Origin of the sequence: Prevotella sp. P5-126 (assembly GCF_002251185.1) — a bacterium.
GTDB lineage: Bacteria > Bacteroidota > Bacteroidia > Bacteroidales > Bacteroidaceae > Prevotella.
Genome location: NZ_NPIZ01000089.1, coordinates 117,034 through 136,043, shown reverse-complemented (window position 1 = coordinate 136,043; position 19,010 = coordinate 117,034). Strand labels below are relative to the sequence as shown.

Genomic DNA, 19,010 nt, shown 5'->3' with positions numbered 1-19,010 from the left:
GAAAAATAAATAAAATATGAGAAATTTACGTAAGAAAGCGGTTTGCATGCTTAATTTGATAGTATCATTCTTGTTTCCTATTGTAGGTATCGTCTTTTATTTTATGTATAAGGAAAAAATTGAAAATGCGAAGTGGTGCTTATGGGTATCTTTGCTTTCTGTGTGTCTTTTGGGCCTTGGCGGAATTTTGTAAGTCAGCCATCTGTGTTTTGTGTGGATTATGGAGTGGAATTGCCGTAAGGATCGATAAGCCACAGGTAGAAAACACCTGCGTACGTGGCAAATCACTACAATGATGTTTTGATTGTCGCCTTTGTCGTTTGTAATAACATTTTTTTATTGCTTATCGCTAAAAAAATATTGAAAACTAATGTGCTGTGAAATTAAAAGTCAATTTAAGTGATATGAGAAAAGGCCTCATAAATATAATCCGGCATGACTATAAGAAGGAATCACTACTGATGTTTTTCCCTTTTATGAACCTGTTGTTCATGCATTATTATTTTTACGTAAACAATTTTATAGAATGGACATGGCTTTATTCGAAAGTTATCAATCTCTGTGCCATCACTTTTGACGTTTCTGTCATGTTTCTTTTATGTCTTCTGGTCGTAAAACGAAATATGAAGTTGGCTTTGCTCATGATTCAAGTTGTTACGTTGGCTTGGGCATTTGTCAACGTTGTTTATGGTCGTTTTTTCTTTCAATACCTGCCATTGTCTGTCATTCAAGAGACATCTGGGCTAGGCAACAGTCTCGTCATTAACAGTATTTTGTCTGAATTCCATTGGTATGATTCCTATTTCATATTTACATCTATTTGCTTTTTCCTCATATACAAAAAGACTACAGACAGACGAATTGATATAAAAGTAATGGTCCGTCTTATCGTGATACCTCTTATGTCTGTCGTCATTTCTATTGTGGCATATTCCGCATATCATTTTGCTCACCCCCGTTATCGAAACAACAGCGACCTGTATTTTTTTCGTATAAAAGAATTGCTCTATGACTCCAGTTGTGGGGGGACTCCCAATTTGGCTCATTTCCAGACGGGATCTTTACGCGTAGCCTGTTTTGAAATATATGATTTGCTGAAGACCACTAATTTGACTTCCGAAGAGAAAAAAGAGATAAATGATGTTGCAACCGACTATTCTCTACGCACGACCCATCATCCACGTAATCCTGAAATACGTAATGTCATTTTTGTCTTGCTTGAATCTTTCTTGTCAGAACCGATAGGATTAGTGGTTGATGGAAAAGAGATAACACCTTTTCTCAATCAGCTAAAGAGAGAGGAGAATGTCTTCTATAATGGTTATATGAAATCTGATATAGGGTGTGGCGAATCAGGTGATGGCCAATTCATATATATGAACGGAATCCTTCCTCTCAAAACCCAGATGACTATCGGGCAAATAAAAGACAAAGCTCTGCCTTCACTTCCAAAACTTCTTCAAAAGACATGGAAAAATTGCCGTACAGAGATTTACTTTCCCACTTCTCCGAATCTTTGGCAACAGGCACACATGAACCATGTCTATGGAATAGATTATTCATATTCTATTGAAGACATCAAAGACGGCAAAGACGGCGATGTTGACGATGAGATGATTTTCGACTTCGTTTCGAAATCATTAAATAAGAATGATGTGCCATTTTTCTCTTTGATATTGAGCTTGTCAACGCATAGTCCCTATGACAAATATCATGGGGAAGATTATCTTGCAGGAAATAAAACACTACCTGTTGAATACAAAAATTATTTGAACACTTGCCATTATACGGACAGTCAGCTAAGGAAATTCTTCGATACTATCAAACAAAAAGGACTATACCATCAGTCGCTAATTGTCATCGCATCTGATCATTATGCACATGTTGATATGCTGAAAATGCAAGGAAAGCTATCAGATCGCACGCCTTTATTTATTGTAAATGGGGATATCGACAAACAATCTGCATGGGGCAAAGATTTCCATCAAATTGATGTCTTTACTACTCTTCTTGATATACTGAATATTGATAGCAAATGGAAAGGACTTGGACATACACTCCTGAATCCTCATTATAAGAGTTCTGTAGATGCTACATCATATCGTGTCTCAGAATGGATTATTAATGGAGATTACTTCCCATCACGGAAATAGGGCGTAATTCCGCTTGACGATAAAATACATAACCTGTGGGCGGAATTAATTTAGTGCATACTTAATTCTGCCAATGGGTATGATTTCTATTTCATAGAGCTGTACCAATACTTCATTCCAGGGAAAGACATGATCTGTGTTGATAATCTTAAATGAATAGAGAGTCTGTTATCCATCCACATAGAAACATGAAGAGCTTTGATAGCCGATATTATACTTAAAAACACAAAATATGAGGCATTTTTCGCAATATTAAACTTTATTAACTCTTAAACTATTGAAAAGGGACACAAAATAGAGTACTTTTGTATAAGCAAAAATTTTATATATGAGGGACGAGTTACTAAAACACATTAGGAACATAAATAAAAAATCATCAGTTCAGGGTCGAATCTTGGAACAGTTTGTATCACAAGGTACTTTTACTATTCCAGAAATGTCAAAGGCTGTTGGCGTTAGTCTGCCTACTGCGACAAGCGCCATCAACGAACTCATCAAAGCAGGACTCGTAAGAGAGGTCGGAAAAAAAGACATCTCTTCCGGTCGCATTCCTATGGCTTATGATCTTGTTCCTAACGCAGGCTATTTTGTTGGTGTAAACCCTGAAATGGACTGTCTTGCTCTTGCTGCAAGCGATTTCTGCGGCAATCTGATTACAGAAAAGATAAGAGTTCCTTATACATACGAAAATACTCCAGAGAATCTGGAGCAAATGGCTAAAATTATCAACAATTTCATTTCTACACTTCCTTACGCTAAAGAAGAAATCCTCCAAATTTGCGTGAATATTGCAGAGCGTGTGAATCCTTTTGAGGGAAATGCCTATAACATGTTTACCTTCCTTGAGGAGTCACTGACCAGTAAACTCACCAAACTCATTCAGATTCCCGTCTGCATCGAAAACGACACAAGAAGCATGACATTTGCTGAGTTTATCAAGGGACGAAGCAAAGGACTGAAGAATGTCATTTTTGCCAACGTATGTTGGGGCTTAGCCATCGGCATTATTATTGACGGAAAGCTCTACTACGGAAAGTCGGGATATTCTGGCGAATTTGGCCACATGACAGCCTATAATAATAATATTATCTGCCATTGCGGAAAGATCGGTTGCATAGAAACAGAAGTTTCAGGAAGGGCACTCAAGAGAAAACTGACAGAAAAAATCTTAAATGGCAAGACCTCTATTCTCTCGGATAAAGTGCTCAACAAAAAAGAGGAACTCACACTAAAGGACCTACTGGAAGCCATCGACAAAGAAGATGTGCTCAGCCTTGCAACGTTACAGAACATCGCTGACGAACTTGGTAAACAGCTGGCTGGGGTCATCAACATCTTCAATCCTGAAATGCTGGTCATCGGCGGCGAAATGTCGGCAACGGGCGACTACCTCACCCTCCCTGCAAGAATGGGCATCAAGAAATTCTCTCTCAATATTGTAAATGAAGATTCGCAGATTGTGACTTCAAGTCTAAAAGGACTTGCCGGCATTACAGGAGCATGCCTCATGGCAAGACACAGACTGTTGAATGATAGTATCAAAGGCTAAACAAACACTTTTTTTGTTTACAAAAAAACTTCCGGTAAGCAGCCGTCAACTTGTACAAATAGTCTAAAACGTTGCAGACGGGAAGTCACTCCCACCTGTCTCCCATAAATGAACATCTTTTGAGGACTCACTTGGGACTTACTTGGGACTTACTTGGGAAGAACTACGCACATAAAAAGGATAGTTATAACCCGAACGCATCCCGAAGACATAGAGAGAGCAATCCATTGGACGACAAGCACAAACCGCATTTTGGATTTGAGACGAAAAACGACACAAGATAACAATTCATCCGACAATTGTTTGGAATTTCGGGAAAGAACATGTAAATTTGCAGTATCAATACAAAAAACTTAGAGCATGAAGAAATACGATTACCTCATTGTGGGAGCTGGACTATATGGGTGCACCTTCGCATACTTTGCCCAACAACAAGGAAAACGCTGCCTTGTGATTGATAAACGCCCACAACTGGGTGGAAACGTCTATTGCGAAAATATAGAAGGCATCAATGTCCACAAGTATGGAGCACATATCTTCCATACATCCAACAAGAAGGTATGGGATTTCGTCAACTCATTTGTAGAATTCAACAGATACACCAATTCACCTATTGCCAACTACCAAGGCAAGCTCTACAACCTGCCTTTCAATATGAATACCTTCCACGAAATGTGGGGAATCAACACACCTGAAGAGGCTTTAAACATTATCGACGAGCAGAAACAGCAAGCCGTAGAAAAGATGAAAGCCGACGGAGTGACAGAACCTCGTAATCTGGAAGAACAGGCACAATTGCTTGTAGGCCGAGACATCTACGAGAAACTCATCAAAGGATATACGGAGAAACAATGGGGAAGGAAATGTACAGAACTGCCCGCATTTATCATCAAGCGCCTACCTATCCGACTGACCTACGACAACAATTATTTCAACGACAAATACCAAGGTATCCCCATCGGAGGATACAACAAACTGATTGACGGTCTGCTTGAAGGCATCGACACCCAAGTCAACGCAGACTTCTTTGAAAATCGTGAAAATTGGGAAGCGCAAGCGGACAAAATTCTCTTTACCGGAAGAATCGATGAATTCTACAACTTCCGATTCGGAAAGCTCAACTATCGTACCGTACGGTTTGAACATCAGACCTTAGACACTCCCAACCACCAAGGTAATGCCGTAATAAACTATACCGAACGCGACGTACCATACACCAGAATTATTGAGCATAAGCACTTCGAGATGTTCGGACAGGCCGTATATGACCTGCCCAAAACAGTTATTTCCAAAGAGTATTCCACAGAATGGAAAGATGACATGGAGCCCTACTACCCCATCAACGACCAAGCAAATACTGCTGTTTACCTACAATACGAAACGCTGGCAAAACAAGAAGCCAACGTGATGTTCGGTGGTCGTTTGGCAGAATACAAATACTACGACATGGCACCTATCGTGGAGAAAGTCATGAACTTGCCACTATTTGCCTCTGAAAGAGAATAGCAACTTAACTACAAAACTCAAAAACAACGGCTACATGATGTTGAGAATAGAAGCACCATTACTTCCCGTAGCCATTGCTTTGATAGTCGGCATCGTCATAGGCGAGTGGATAAAAGCCCCAATAGTGGTTTTCGCCGCAATGGCGGGAATACTTATCATAACACTCTTCCTCCGTTATCATCCCCGTTGGCAGACCACTACTATATTAATATGTGTAACGCTGTTCGGTTGCATCATACGACAATACCAAGAAAACAACATGAAAGTCTGTTGGCCGGAATATCCTGCAGAATGGCAAGCTGTAGTAATTGACGAACCGATAGAGAAAACAAAGACCATGACGGTTGATGTATTGCTGGCAAACTCCCGACAAAAGGTACGTTGCCATATTGCCAAAAGCAACGACAGCCAAGAAATATCCGTTGGCGACGGACTGATTCTGACAACACACATCCATGAGATTAGAAACAAAACATCCAATTTACACCATTCCACAACACGCCAAGACTCTAACAAGATCGCTTCTGATCATTTGAAACAACAAAATCATTCTAAAAACCAAAACCACAGCACCTTCGACTATCAACGATTTATGGCAAGCAGAGGATTCACAGGCGAAGCATACGTACGCCCCTTTGATTGGGACTGGGGAATTGTGGATATCAGCCACCTCTCACGCATCGAACGCCTACGGCTGCGCTTCATGACCTATCGCAGCATCCTGCTCAAGCATATCCAAGAATGGAAACTGGACAAAGCAACAGAAGGAGTCATCAAAGCCATGACATTAGGCGACCGCTCCGACCTCTCTCCTACCGTCAAAACCACCTATACTCAGGCTGGAGCCTCCCATATCCTCGCGCTGAGCGGCATGCACCTAACCATCATTTTCTTCATCATCAACCTTTTGATGAACTGGCGAAAAGCAGAACTCATTTCCCAAGCCATCATCGTGACCACATTATGGGCCTATGCCTTACTGGTAGGACTATCGCCAAGTGTCACACGTTCGGCATTCATGATATCTGTCTATGCCTTGCTTTCTGTTGGCTATCGTGACTCTGCCCCTATCAACACATTATCATTCACAGCCATTGTCATGCTAATAATCAATCCATTAGCATTATACGACATCAGCTTCCAACTCTCCTACGTTGCCGTATGCGCAATACTATTAGGAAACAGTTTCTTTAAAAAAGTCATCCCCATCGAATGGCTCATGAACCATCGGATAGTCAAATGGATATGGGGCATAACCCTTGTATCCCTTGCAGCACAAATAGGAACGGCCCCTTTGGTGGCTTATCACTTCGGAGTTTTCAACCCCTGCGCCTTGTTGGCAAACTTCTTTCTTATACCCCTTGCCACCCTAACCATTATCCTCACCATCCTCGCCCTGACAACAATATGGTTTCCGTGGCTATCCGACCTATTTGTCATGGCCCTTTCGTTCGTGGTAAAAACCATGAACCACCTACTTCAATTAGTCACAGAAATACCATACAGCCACCTCAATTTTGAGCCTTTTAGTGTGGTTTTGACACTATTTATTTACATACTCATGGGATTTGCATTTATTTTATATATAAAATATCTTAAAATGCATTGTATTATCAAATAATTGTGTACTTTTGTAACCATAAAACAAAAAAAAACAATATTAGTACTAAACAACAAATTCATTATGACAAGTAACAACATTCCTCAAGTCAAGCTCGGCATCGTAGCCGTTAGCCGTGATTGTTTCCCCATTGCGTTGTCAACACAGCGTCGTGAGAACATCGTTAAAGCCTACAAAGGCGAAGTTTTCAACTGCCAGACAACAGTAGAGAACGAACAAGATATGCTCAAGGCCATTGAAGAAGTAAAAACTGCAGGTTGCAACGCATTGGTTGTATTCCTCGGCAACTTCGGTCCTGAGACTCCTGAAACTTTGATTGCTAAGAACTTCGACGGTCCTTGCATGTTTGTCGCAGCAGCAGAAGGCGACGGCGACATGATCAACGGCCGTGGTGATGCTTACTGCGGTATGCTCAACTGCTCTTACAACCTTGGCATGCGCCACTTGAAGGGCTATATCCCTGAGTATCCTGTAGGTACTGCAGAAGAAGTTGCCAAGATGATGGCAGACTTCGTTCCCGTTGCTCGTACCATCATTGGTTTGAAGGGTTTGAAGATTATCACCTTCGGTCCACGTCCTCAGGACTTCTTCGCCTGCAACGCTCCTATCAAGGGTCTCTACGAACTGGGTGTTGAGATTGAAGAGAACTCTGAGCTCGACCTGCTCGTTGCCTATAAGGAGCACGCGAACGACCCACGCATCGATGCCGTTTGCGAGGATATGGCTAAGGAAATGGGTGAAGGTCGCTACTATGCAGACCTCAGCCGTCGTATGGCACAGTTCGAGTTGACTCTGCTCGATTGGGCTGAAGCTCACAAGGGTTCACGCAAGTATGTTGCATTTGCCGACAAGTGCTGGCCTGCATTCCCAAGCCAGTTCGGTTTCGAGCCTTGCTATGTCAACAGCCGTCTCGCCAGCCGCGGTATTCCCGTAGCATGTGAGGTTGACATCTATGGTGCACTCTCTGAGTACATCGGTATGTGTGCTTCTGACGATACCGTTACTCTGCTCGACATCAACAATTCTGTACCTCAGTACATCTACGACGAGGACATCGTGAAGAAATACGACTACAAACTGACCGATACCTTCATGGGCTTCCACTGTGGTAACACTCCTCAGTGCAAGATGTGTGCAAACCGCGCCATCAAGTTCCAGCTCATCCAGAACCGTCTGTTGGAGAACGGCTGCAAACCCGACTTCACACGTGGTACCCTGGAAGGCGACATCGCTGCAAGCCCCATCACATTCTATCGTCTGCAGTGCGACTCAGAGGGCAACCTTCGCAGCTACATTGCAGAAGGTGAGGTACTTGACGTTCCCACACGTTCATTCGGTGGTATCGGTATCTTCGGTATTCGCGAAATGGGTCGTTTCTATCGTCACGTCCTCATCCAGAAGGGTTATCCTCACCACGGAGCCGTTGCCTTCGACCACGTTGGCAAGACCCTCTTCGAGGTATTCAAGTATCTCGGCGTGAAGGATATCGCTTACAACCAGCCTAAGTCTCTGCCTTATCCCACAGAGAATCCATGGGCATAATACGAAAGTAACATTTCCCAAATAAAATCAGCAACGGCTGCCTCCATATCGGATGGCAGCCGTTTTCTTTATTTCCAATCTTTAAGCCCACATATACAGAAAGGCCTATAAAACAGAAATCATTTCTATATTTGGAAACGTCCCAGACAATAGTCATTTGGTTTCACATCAATATAACCACCTTTTCCACGCACATACTCCATCAACTGACTGAAGGTATGGTTCATGCTGAGCAAAGCAGGATTGCCAACCATAATCAGATTCAACCGAGCACGAGTCATAGCCACATTGAGTTTGCGGTCGATAATCACGCCATTCTCTTCAAAAACATTATTGGTCAAGAAGTTGAGTTGATAGGGCTGATGAACAGTAAAACCATAAACGATATAATCGCGTTGACTACCTTGATAACGTTCCACCGTATCGATGGTAATATCGTGAAGGACGGAGATACCGTACTGATCGATTGCATTACGCACAGTTGAAATTTGGTTTCTATAGGGTACGATGACGCCAACAGTCGCTTCTATAGAAAACGAATGTTCCGTCAGTTTATAGATCTGAAAAACCGTTGCAGCAATCATCCGTGCCTCAATAGCATTTGTTTTTACCGATGGAGACAGACGTGGACGTTCTGCTGCCACGAAAGCGATACGATGTGTTGCCAACATCTTGACAATACCATTATCGGACTTCACTTGGAGCTGTGGCAACAACTGATGGCCGAGCGGCACTACATCGAGTTTGTCACCATAGAAGGCATGGTTTGGAAAATCGGCAATATCACGATGCATACGTCCCTGTTTGGTAAGCATATAGACAAATCGTGAATCATAACCACCTGCGGTCTTGAAATGAGCCAGCAAGCGTTCAAACAACGAATTACGACAGTCTGTGAGATGAATATCATGTAGTATGGTTTCGCTGACAGCCGACTCTCTTTCCGATTGTTGCACAACAGCGGGCAACTGTTTGTGGTCACCAATCATTACGATGCGATCTATAGCTTCCTTAGGACCATCATGCGCACTTAGCAATCCTATGAGATGTGGTTCGAGAATCTGTGACGATTCGTCGATAATGGCCAGCGAGAAATGTTTGAGAGAGAAGATAGACAGACTGGCGTTAAATGCCGCTGTTGTACCACAGAACACCCTTGTAGTATCTATCAACCGTTTGACAGCATTTCCTGTTTTCTCCTTGACTTTATTGCTGAGCAGATAATCACGATACTCTTTGGCGCAAGAGAGTTCACTACCAATACGTATAAAATCGAAATCAGCATTCTCTTCACGTATTTCCACCAGTTTGCTGCATATCTCATCAACCGCTCTATTGGTATATGACAACAACAGCACGCTGGTACCTTCTTCCAACAATTCTTCCTTGAGGAGATTGACGAGTCCATAGGAAGTTTTTCCAGTTCCTGGCGGTCCTATAATCAAGAAGAGGTCGCGTGCTTGCTTTGCACGAAGAGTCAAGGTATTGAAGTTACCATAGTTGCCTTTCAACACACACGAAGTATCAATCTTAGGATCGCGTTGCAATAGAATCAGATCACGCCGACTTTTGGTCGCAGAAAGAAAACTATGCATACCGCTATATAATGCATTGGAAGATGATTCAAACATATCATGTTCTATCGCCCACCAATCATCTTGATGGTCATCAAAGATTCTGGGATTCTGGGCATAACGAAGTCGAAGACGTATCTGTTGCTCACCAATATCCTCGATGTTCGCCCTGATAATCATCTGCTGGCAGGCATCAGGCACCTGTTCTTTCTCATAACGATAGAGGATAACGATATCGCCCACACGGAAATTGGTTGCATCAGCCGACTCCGTGTCGTTGAACTTGAAAGTGACACTACAAACACCTATTTGATGACTCTCCATACTATCGATACTGAGGCTATCAAAAATATTTCCTGCCGCTTTTTTATCTTCAAGAGTAGCATGCCAGATATTGGCAAACCCAGAGTCCTCCTTTTCTCGGTTACCCACTTTTGAGAGGAGAGTCTCATTCTCGATAAATCGCATGAATCGAAGATAGTAAGCACGCTCAAGATCTGTAGCTCGTCCGATGGGATCAAGCAAGTCCGATAGTTCTTGCCGTGTATATCTCTCCCACAATCCTGTAGTCGACTTTTTGCTGTTTAGCTTATCGGGGGTGAGTTGGGTTAGGATATCCATACCTTCTTGGGCATACATAATTTCCGACCATGCGATCATATTACGTATCTTAATGGCACGCAACAGCAGTTCGGGACTTTGCGGTACCATGAGCAGACCTTTTTCATACTTGGAATAGAGCAGCATCAGATGTTTGAGTTGTTCGGCATATTTATTGAACTGATACTGGAAAAGTGCACGATACAGGATAATCTGTACAGCATGGCATTCACGAGCTCGTGGCACATCGGGATCATAACCAGGAGTATTATAGCCAACAAACTCGCCTTTTCCTGATTTCTGCTCTATAATGGTATATGCCCCATCCTTTTCATAGAGCAGATCGAAACGACCTTGTATGCCGAGCACATCGCTGAAGAAAGTCGGTTCGAGCATGACATCATTACTGTTATATTCACCAATAGCCTGAGGCAAATCATGCCCAATGAGTTTATCGATATTCCGCTGTTGCACGGCAGCATCATTTTTAAACTGTGCGAAACCCTGCCTAACCTCGCTACAGGCTATCAGCGCCAACACATTATCTTTAACGAACTCACGGACACTCTCGTCAACAGACACATGGCGACCATGAATGGTATCGTCAAGCATACGACCAGCCAGAAGGCCGAGATGGATGGCAAGTGTATTAGACTGTGGTTTGATTTTATTGATGAGGTTGACGACAGCCGACTCTGCATAAGTGGTGAAACAGTTGGCAATATTGGTGATATTGACCAGATAGTCAGGTTCTAGGATTATTAATTCTGGATAATATATTTCACCCCTATCGTCCTTACGGAGACGCACCAGATTGAGCTGTGCTCCATCCCATAAAGCATCTTTCAAATAGCCCCAATCAAACTTTCCCTCACGCGTCAATATTCTATTGTCTTTACCATAGCAAATCTTCAGCGTACTGTTGTTCATCTCTTCCGTTGCCCAGATATAATCATCGTCCCACCGTTCGACAACTACACGCATGACACGCTCATCGAATTTTCCCCAAGTGGTTTTTCTGTCAGCAATGGGGAAATACCGCTTTAACGATTCCGGCAACGGTTTCTTTCCACAGATATGATAGACCAACAATGCAGTTGCCTTGAGGTTATGAGGAAAAGCATCTGCCAGCTTCGACTCCGTAAGAATGCCCTTTCTGTTATATTCAGGGAAGAGTTCTTTTCGCGTCAACTGTATGAGCGATGCCACCCGATATGGTATCTGATATTCCTTGATACAATAGTCTAATTTTGCAAATGCTCCCACAAAGGCGATGCGGCAGTCAGCAATGCCCTGTTCCACAACACGTCGGAACACATCTCTGACCATATCATATCTGACATTGACGGGATCGGCAGTGGTGCATGCCTTTTCTAGCAGCAGATAGAACGATGAAGCAGTATCCGGACCTATGGTTTTTACTGCTGTATGGTTTTGCCCTACCTTTCGTTCCCATTTTTTCTGACTATATACCTTATATTTCATAATTTTGGCATTTCTTTCATATCCTTCGACGTGCAAAGATACAAAATCTATCTCACACGTCCTACAAATTGACAGGATATCATGACACAAGGAAACAAAAACGAAATAGAAAAGGTAGCCTTTCGCTTGGTTGTTTCAAAAGAATTGCTTATTTTTGCAAACACATCACAAGATCCCCCCTAAGGATGTAATAGATTATCTACTAAAACAAACTACATAAACAAAATGACAAACAAGAAAAACATTTACCCATCCGGTGTCTTTAAGTGCATCATCATGGTCACACTGTTTCTGACCACTATAACAGTTGAAGCCAAAAAGAAAGCCACACCAGCCACATGGCCTGACGGAACAGTCATGGACGCATGGTTTACAAACAAAACAAAGATCAATCCGGAAACACTCGGCAGACAGTATATGGTTACTGACTACGGCGTGAACAACGACAGTACTATCGTACAAACAACAGCCTTGCAAAAGGTCATAGACAAGGCCGCCAAGGAAGGAGGCGGTGTGGTAGTTGTACCTGAGGGCACATTCCTCACCGGCGCTCTTTTTTTCCGTCAAGGCACACATCTGCATATAAAACAAGGAGGAAAGTTGAAAGGTTCAGACAACATCATCGATTTCCCTGTACTGACCACCCGCATAGAAGGAGAAACCTGCAAATACTTCCCTGCCCTCATCAATGCTGACGGACTCGACGGTTTCACTATCACAGGAAACGGCACTATCGACGGTAATGGTCTGCGCTACTGGCAGGCATTCTGGACACGTCGGTCATGGAATGCCAAATGCACCAACAAGGATGAGCAACGCCCACGACTGACCTATCTATCCAACTGCCGCAACGTTACCATACAGGATGTGCGACTTATCAATAGTCCCTTCTGGACCAACCACATCTACAAAAGCGACCACGTGCGCTACCTCGATTGTTATATCTATGCTCCTACAAGTGGCATCTATCCTCCAGATCCGAAACGCGGTGCCCCCAGTTCAGACGCCATTGACATTGATGCCTGCACCGATATTTTAGTTAGCGGTTGCTATATGAATGTGTGTGACGATGCCGTGGTATTGAAAGGCGGAAAGGGAACATGGGCCGACCGTGACTCCACCAACGGTCCATGTGAACGCATTCTTATAGAAGACTGCCACTATGGTACTGTTCATGGATGTCTGACGCTAGGATCAGAATCTCTCCACGACCGCAACATCATACTGCGCCGTTGCCATACCGACAATGCCAACCGCGTGCTGTGGCTCAAGATGCGACTCGACACCCCTCAGCACTATGAATATGTGACGGTAGAAGACATTACAGGCTATTGCCGTCGGTTCCTATTCATCCACCCATGGACACAGTTCTTCCAAAAAGGAGACCGTGATCTGCCTCCATCCCGATGCAACAACATCTCCATGCAACGCATAAAGGTAGAAACACCAGATATGTTCGATGTGAAGCCATCCGACAAATACATCCTTGATGATTTCACATTTGACGGGAAACCCATGACATTCTAACAAAAAAACGACGGATGACCTATGACAGAAACAGCGGTCATCCGTCTTTCTTTTAAGAAAACCGTCATATCATCTACTGACTCAAGAAACCAAAGACAATGCAACAACAATACCACTTTGCCGTTGACCTCGGAGCAACAAGCGGACGCACCATCATCGGTGCCATTGCCAACGGCAAGCTACAACAAGAGGAACTGACACGCTTCGACAATCCGCTCATCACCACTGGCGGACATGTCTATTGGGACATCTTCGCCCTTTATCAGGAAATCATCAAGGGACTCACAACTGCTGCCAAACGACAACTCAACATCGTCAGCATAGGCATCGACACATGGGGTGTGGATTTCGTACTCGTGGGCGAAGATGATGCCATCATGCGCAATCCCCTATCCTATCGCGATCCATATACTATAGGACGCATGGAGGAATACTTGGAGCAAGTGTGCAGCAGACAACAGGTATATGAGACAACAGGAACACAATTCATGAATTTCAACTCGTTGTTCCAACTCTATGCCATGCGACAGGAAGGCAATGTAGCGCTAAGTCACGCCAAAAAGATTCTCTTCATTCCAGATGCCCTAACATGGATGTTGACAGGAACAAACATCTGTGAACGTACCATCGCATCGACATCACAAATGTTGAACCCAAGGACTGGAGACCTCGACCCGGCACTGTTAGAAACTGTGGCATTACAACGTAATCAGTTTGGCGACATCGTAGAACCAGGCACTATCGTAGGCCATTTGACAGAAGAGGTACAGCACCTCACTGGACTGGGATCCATACCCGTAGTGGCAGTAGCTGGACATGATACCGCCAGTGCCGTGGCAGCCGTACCTGCTATTGACAAGCACTTTGCCTATCTTTCCAGCGGTACCTGGAGTCTGATGGGTATAGAAACACCAGAGGCCATCATCAACGAACAAAGTCAGGCATACAACTTCACCAATGAAGGCGGTATAGAACATACGACACGTTTCCTCAAAAATATCTGTGGCATGTGGCTCTACGAACGCTGCAGAAAGGAATGGAGTGAAGAGGTCAGACAGATGGGGCACGCCCAACTGCAGGCATTGGCCATGAAAGAGACGCCGTTCCGTTCGCTCATCAATCCCGACGACACCTCGTTTGCCAACCCAACAAGTATGACCACAGCCATACAGGAGTATTGCCACAACACCAACCAACCCATACCGCAAACCCCAGCAGAGATCTGCCGTTGTATCTTCGATTCTCTGGCACTTCGCTACCGACAGGTATTCGGATGGCTGAAAGACTTTGCGACAAGTACTATCCACGTGCTCCACATCATCGGCGGAGGATCACTCAACAAGCATCTGAATCAGATGACAGCCAATGCCATAGGCATTCCCGTTATAGCAGGACCGCAGGAAGGTACAGCCATCGGCAACATCATGATGCAAGCCCAAGCAACAGGAGGTGTGACTACTATCTGGGAGATGAGACGCATCATAGCCGATTCCATCGAGATGCAACGCTACGAACCTAAAGACAAAGACGCATGGGATGCCGCATACTCGAAATTCTTGAAAATTACAAAACAACAATAATAAAACTAACAAAACAATGAAAACAGATCTGATAGAAAAGGCTTATGCCGTAGCGAAAGAGCGCTACGCTGCCATCGGTGTAGATACAGATGAGGCTATTGCACTACTCGAAAAGCAACAGATTTCACTACATTGCTGGCAAGCTGACGATGTAGTGGGATTTGAGCGCAACGATGCCTTGAGCGGTGGCATACAGACCACGGGAAACTATCCAGGAAGAGCCCGAAACATTGACGAGGTCAGAAAGGACATCGAATTTGTAAAGACCCTGATAGCAGGAAACCATCGTCTCAACCTCCATGAAATCTATGGTGACTTCGGTGGAAAGTTCGTTGACCGTGACCAATGCGGTGTAGAACATTTCCAGAGTTGGATAGACTGGGCAAAAGCCAACAATATGAAGCTCGACTTCAACTCCACATCATTCTCACATCCCAAGAGCGGCAGTCTCTCGCTGTCTAACCCCGACCAAGCCATTCGCGACTTCTGGATAGAGCACACCAAGCGCTGTCGCCGTATTGCCGATGCCATGGGCAAGGCACAGGGCGACCCCTGCATCATGAACATCTGGGTTCATGACGGTAGCAAGGATGTTCCTGTACAGCGTAAGAAATACCGTGAACTGTTGGCTGACTCGCTCGACCAAATCATGGCAGAGAAACTCGATGGAGTGAAAAACTGCTTCGAAGCCAAACTCTTCGGTATCGGACTGGAATCATATACTGTAGGATCACACGACTTCTATACCGCCTACTGTGCTACCCGCAAACAGATGTACACCCTCGACACCGGTCATTACGAACAGACCGAGAACGTTAGCGACTTTGTATCGACCCTTCTCATGTACGTGCCCGAACTGATGCTCCATGTCAGCCGTCCTGTACGTTGGGATTCAGACCACGTGACCATCATGAACGATCAGACGCTCGACCTCTTCAAAGAACTGGTTCGCTCAGACGCACTCGACCGTGCACACGTCGGCCTCGACTATTTCGATGCCTCCATCAATCGCATCGGCGCCTATATCGTAGGCACTCGCGCCACACAGAAATGTATTCTCCAGGCACTGCTTGAACCCAAAGCCCTGCTCCGTGAGTATGAAGACAACGGCCAGTACTTCGAGCGCCTTGCCCTGATGGAAGAAGCCAAATCAATGCCTTTTGGTGCAGTATTCGACTATTTCAACATGAAGAACAACGTGCCCGTAGGTGAAGAGTATATGGCCTGCGTGCAACAATACGAGAAAGACGTGACATCAAAACGCTGATATTTGTCACAGAGATAACACGAAAAATCCCCCAAAACCGCCTCCCCCTGCATCAGAGTGAGGCGGTTTCACCTTATTTATATAGGCTGTTTTTGAAGAATACCACAAACATGGTATGCGGAATGCCCCATATAGGGTATTTCGGGTATGCAGATTTCGCCGTACCTTTGCATCGTCAATCAGACAAACAGGATGAAGCGACAGCATAACATTCCATCACCTGTTACAGAGAACGACACAAAATAAAAAACAATATAAACACAAACTAAAAAGAAAGGAAACAAGTTATGAGCAACAACAAGAAACTTCACTTCGAGACACTCCAACTGCATGTAGGTCAAGAGCAACCCGATCCAGCAACCGATGCACGTGCCGTACCCATCTACCAGACTACATCATACGTGTTCCGCAACTCACAACATGCTGCCGACCGTTTCGGTCTGCGTGACGCAGGAAACATCTACGGCCGACTGACCAATTCAACCCAAGGAGTCTTCGAAGACCGCGTTGCCGCATTGGAAGGCGGTGTGGCAGGACTGGCTGTAGCCAGTGGAGCAGCTGCCGTAACCTACGCACTGCAAAACATCGTATTGAACGGTGACCACATCGTTGCTGCCGATAACCTCTATGGTGGTTCGTTCAATCTCATCACCCATACACTTGCCAACCAAGGTGTGACAAACACGATTGTCAATGTAAACGACCTTGATGCACTTGAAGCTGCCATTCAGCCCAATACCAAGGCAGTATATGCCGAAACCTTTGGCAACCCCAATGCCGATGTCACCAATATCGAAGCAGTAGCAGAAGTGGCACACCGCCATAACATCCCCCTCATCATTGACAATACCTTCGGCACCCCATACCTCATCCGTCCTATCGAACATGGAGCCGACATCGTCGTTCACTCAGCCACCAAATTCATCGGCGGACATGGTTCAAGTCTTGGCGGCGTGATCGTTGACGGTGGAAAATTCGACTGGAAAGCCAATGCCGATAAATATCCCACACTGGCCAAGCCGGATCCCTCATACCATGGTGCAGTATTTGCTGATGTTGCAGGAGCAGCAGCCTTCGTCACCCGCATCCGTGCCGTCATTCTTCGTGACACCGGTGCCACGATCTCTCCCTTCAATGCCTTCATCCTGTTGCAAGGTCTGGAGACGCTGAGTCTGCGCGTAGAACGCCATGTAGAGAACGCGCTGAAAGTGGTAGAATTCCTCAGCAAGCATCCCAAGGTGGCTAAGGTCAACCATCCTTCGCTCGCCTCACACCCCGACCACGAGCTCTACAAGCGCTATTTCCCTCAAGGCGGCGGCAGCATCTTCACCTTCGAGATCAAGGGTGACGAGAAAGACGCATGGAAGTTTATCGACTCACTGGAGATTTTCTCCCTCCTCGCCAACGTTGCCGACGTGAAGAGTCTGGTCATCCACCCCTATACCACCACACACTCACAGATGAGTCCCGAAGAACTGGCACAGCAGCACATCACCCCCAGCACCATCCGCTTGAGCATCGGTACAGAACATATCGACGACATCATCGACGACCTATCCCAGGCATTCGACAAAATATAAACCGTAAATTCTAAATAACTATGGCAAGAATCGCAAAACAACTGACCGAACTGATCGGCCATACCCCATTACTCGAACTCACTAAGTTCTCTACTTCCCATGGACTGCAGACCCCCATCATTGCCAAGGTGGAATATTTCAATCCTGGCGGCAGTGTAAAAGACCGCATCGCATTGGCGATGATAGAAGATGCCGAACAGCGGGGAATTCTCAAACCCGGTGCAACCATCATTGAGCCGACCAGTGGCAATACTGGTGTAGGCCTTGCATTGGTATCGGCAGTAAAAGGCTACAAACTGATCCTCACCATGCCCGAAACAATGAGCATCGAACGCCGCAATCTGGTGAAGGCATACGGAGCCGAGGTTCGGCTGACCAGTGGCAAGGACGGTATGGCAGGAGCCATCAAGGCCGCCGAAGAACTGCGCGACAGCATACCAGGCAGTGTCATCCTGCAGCAGTTTGAAAACGGTGCCAATCCAGCACGCCACTATGCCACAACCGGTCCTGAGATCTGGCAGGACACCGATGGAAAGGTAGATATCTTCGTTGCCGGTGTAGGCACAGGAGGAACCGTCAGCGGTATTGCCAAATACCTCAAGGAGCAGAATCCCAACGTAAAGATTGTTGCCGTAGAGCCCCTCTCTTCGCCTGTTCTCAACGGTGGTCAGAGCGGTCCACATAAGATTCAAGGCATTGGTGCAGGTTTCGTGCCCAAGACCTATGATGCCTCGCTGATAGACGAAGTGCTCGACATCGACAACGACGATGCCATCCGCACAGGTCGCGAACTGGCACAGCAGGACGGTCTTCTGGTAGGCATTTCTTCTGGAGCAGCAGCCTATGCCGCCTCGGTATTGGCCAAGCGCCCGGAGAACGCAGGGAAAACCATTGTCACCCTATTGCCCGATACCGGTGAACGATACCTCTCTACTGTGCTCTATGCTTTCGACGAATACCCACTATAAGCTTCATATTGACGTTATTTGATAAAAAAGAATAATAAAATTTTGTAATGTAACCTAT

Annotated in this window: 11 protein-coding genes; 10 read left to right on the top strand and 1 reads right to left on the bottom strand. The window is 45.1% G+C overall.

Translation table 11 applies throughout. The features are described 5' to 3' along the window. Positions 1–377: 377 nt before the first annotated feature. The 5 genes from CIK90_RS10770 to CIK90_RS10750 all read left to right on the top strand — a co-directional run bounded on the left by CIK90_RS10770 (position 378) and on the right by CIK90_RS10750 (position 8,371). Positions 378–2,153, top strand: a complete 1,776-nt coding sequence (locus tag CIK90_RS10770) for an LTA synthase family protein (protein WP_094465329.1) — start codon at positions 378–380, stop codon at positions 2,151–2,153. Positions 2,154–2,547: 394 nt separating this feature from the next. Beyond that, entirely contained in the window at positions 2,548–3,702 is a 1,155-nt protein-coding gene (locus CIK90_RS10765) for an ROK family protein (RefSeq protein WP_254046334.1), read from the top strand. 360 nt (positions 3,703–4,062) lie between these two features. Further along, positions 4,063–5,208, top strand: coding sequence for a UDP-galactopyranose mutase (gene glf / locus CIK90_RS10760; protein ID WP_094435508.1), 1,146 nt, complete (start codon positions 4,063–4,065; stop codon positions 5,206–5,208). A gap of 34 nt (positions 5,209–5,242) precedes the next feature. Continuing rightward, positions 5,243–6,829, top strand: coding sequence for a ComEC/Rec2 family competence protein (locus CIK90_RS10755; protein ID WP_094465325.1), 1,587 nt, complete (start codon positions 5,243–5,245; stop codon positions 6,827–6,829). A gap of 63 nt (positions 6,830–6,892) precedes the next feature. Then, complete coding sequence (locus tag CIK90_RS10750) at positions 6,893–8,371, top strand: L-fucose/L-arabinose isomerase family protein (protein ID WP_094390450.1); 1,479 nt, start codon at positions 6,893–6,895, stop codon at positions 8,369–8,371. A 125-nt stretch (positions 8,372–8,496) separates the two neighbouring features. Here the strand turns inward: CIK90_RS10750 and CIK90_RS10745 are convergent, their stop codons facing one another. After that, on the bottom strand, positions 8,497–12,030 hold the full coding sequence (locus CIK90_RS10745; RefSeq protein WP_094465323.1) for a DEAD/DEAH box helicase: 3,534 nt from the start codon (positions 12,028–12,030) through the stop codon (positions 8,497–8,499). Between the two features lie 276 nt (positions 12,031–12,306). Between CIK90_RS10745 and CIK90_RS10740 the strand changes: the two genes are divergently transcribed. The 5 genes from CIK90_RS10740 (at position 12,307) to cysK (ending at position 18,952) form a co-directional block, all read left to right on the top strand. Further along, complete coding sequence (locus CIK90_RS10740; RefSeq protein ID WP_254046336.1) at positions 12,307–13,557, top strand: glycoside hydrolase family 28 protein; 1,251 nt, start codon at positions 12,307–12,309, stop codon at positions 13,555–13,557. A gap of 98 nt (positions 13,558–13,655) precedes the next feature. Continuing rightward, positions 13,656–15,137: a rhamnulokinase family protein gene (locus CIK90_RS10735; RefSeq protein WP_094465321.1), complete on the top strand. Its 1,482-nt coding sequence runs from the start codon at positions 13,656–13,658 to the stop codon at positions 15,135–15,137. A 16-nt stretch (positions 15,138–15,153) separates the two neighbouring features. After that, entirely contained in the window at positions 15,154–16,404 is a 1,251-nt protein-coding gene (locus CIK90_RS10730) for an L-rhamnose isomerase (RefSeq protein WP_094390447.1), read from the top strand. A gap of 287 nt (positions 16,405–16,691) precedes the next feature. Continuing rightward, positions 16,692–17,984, top strand: coding sequence for an O-acetylhomoserine aminocarboxypropyltransferase/cysteine synthase family protein (locus tag CIK90_RS10725; protein ID WP_094390446.1), 1,293 nt, complete (start codon positions 16,692–16,694; stop codon positions 17,982–17,984). Positions 17,985–18,004: 20 nt separating this feature from the next. After that, complete coding sequence (gene cysK, locus CIK90_RS10720; protein WP_094465319.1) at positions 18,005–18,952, top strand: cysteine synthase A; 948 nt, start codon at positions 18,005–18,007, stop codon at positions 18,950–18,952. Positions 18,953–19,010 lie beyond the last annotated feature (58 nt).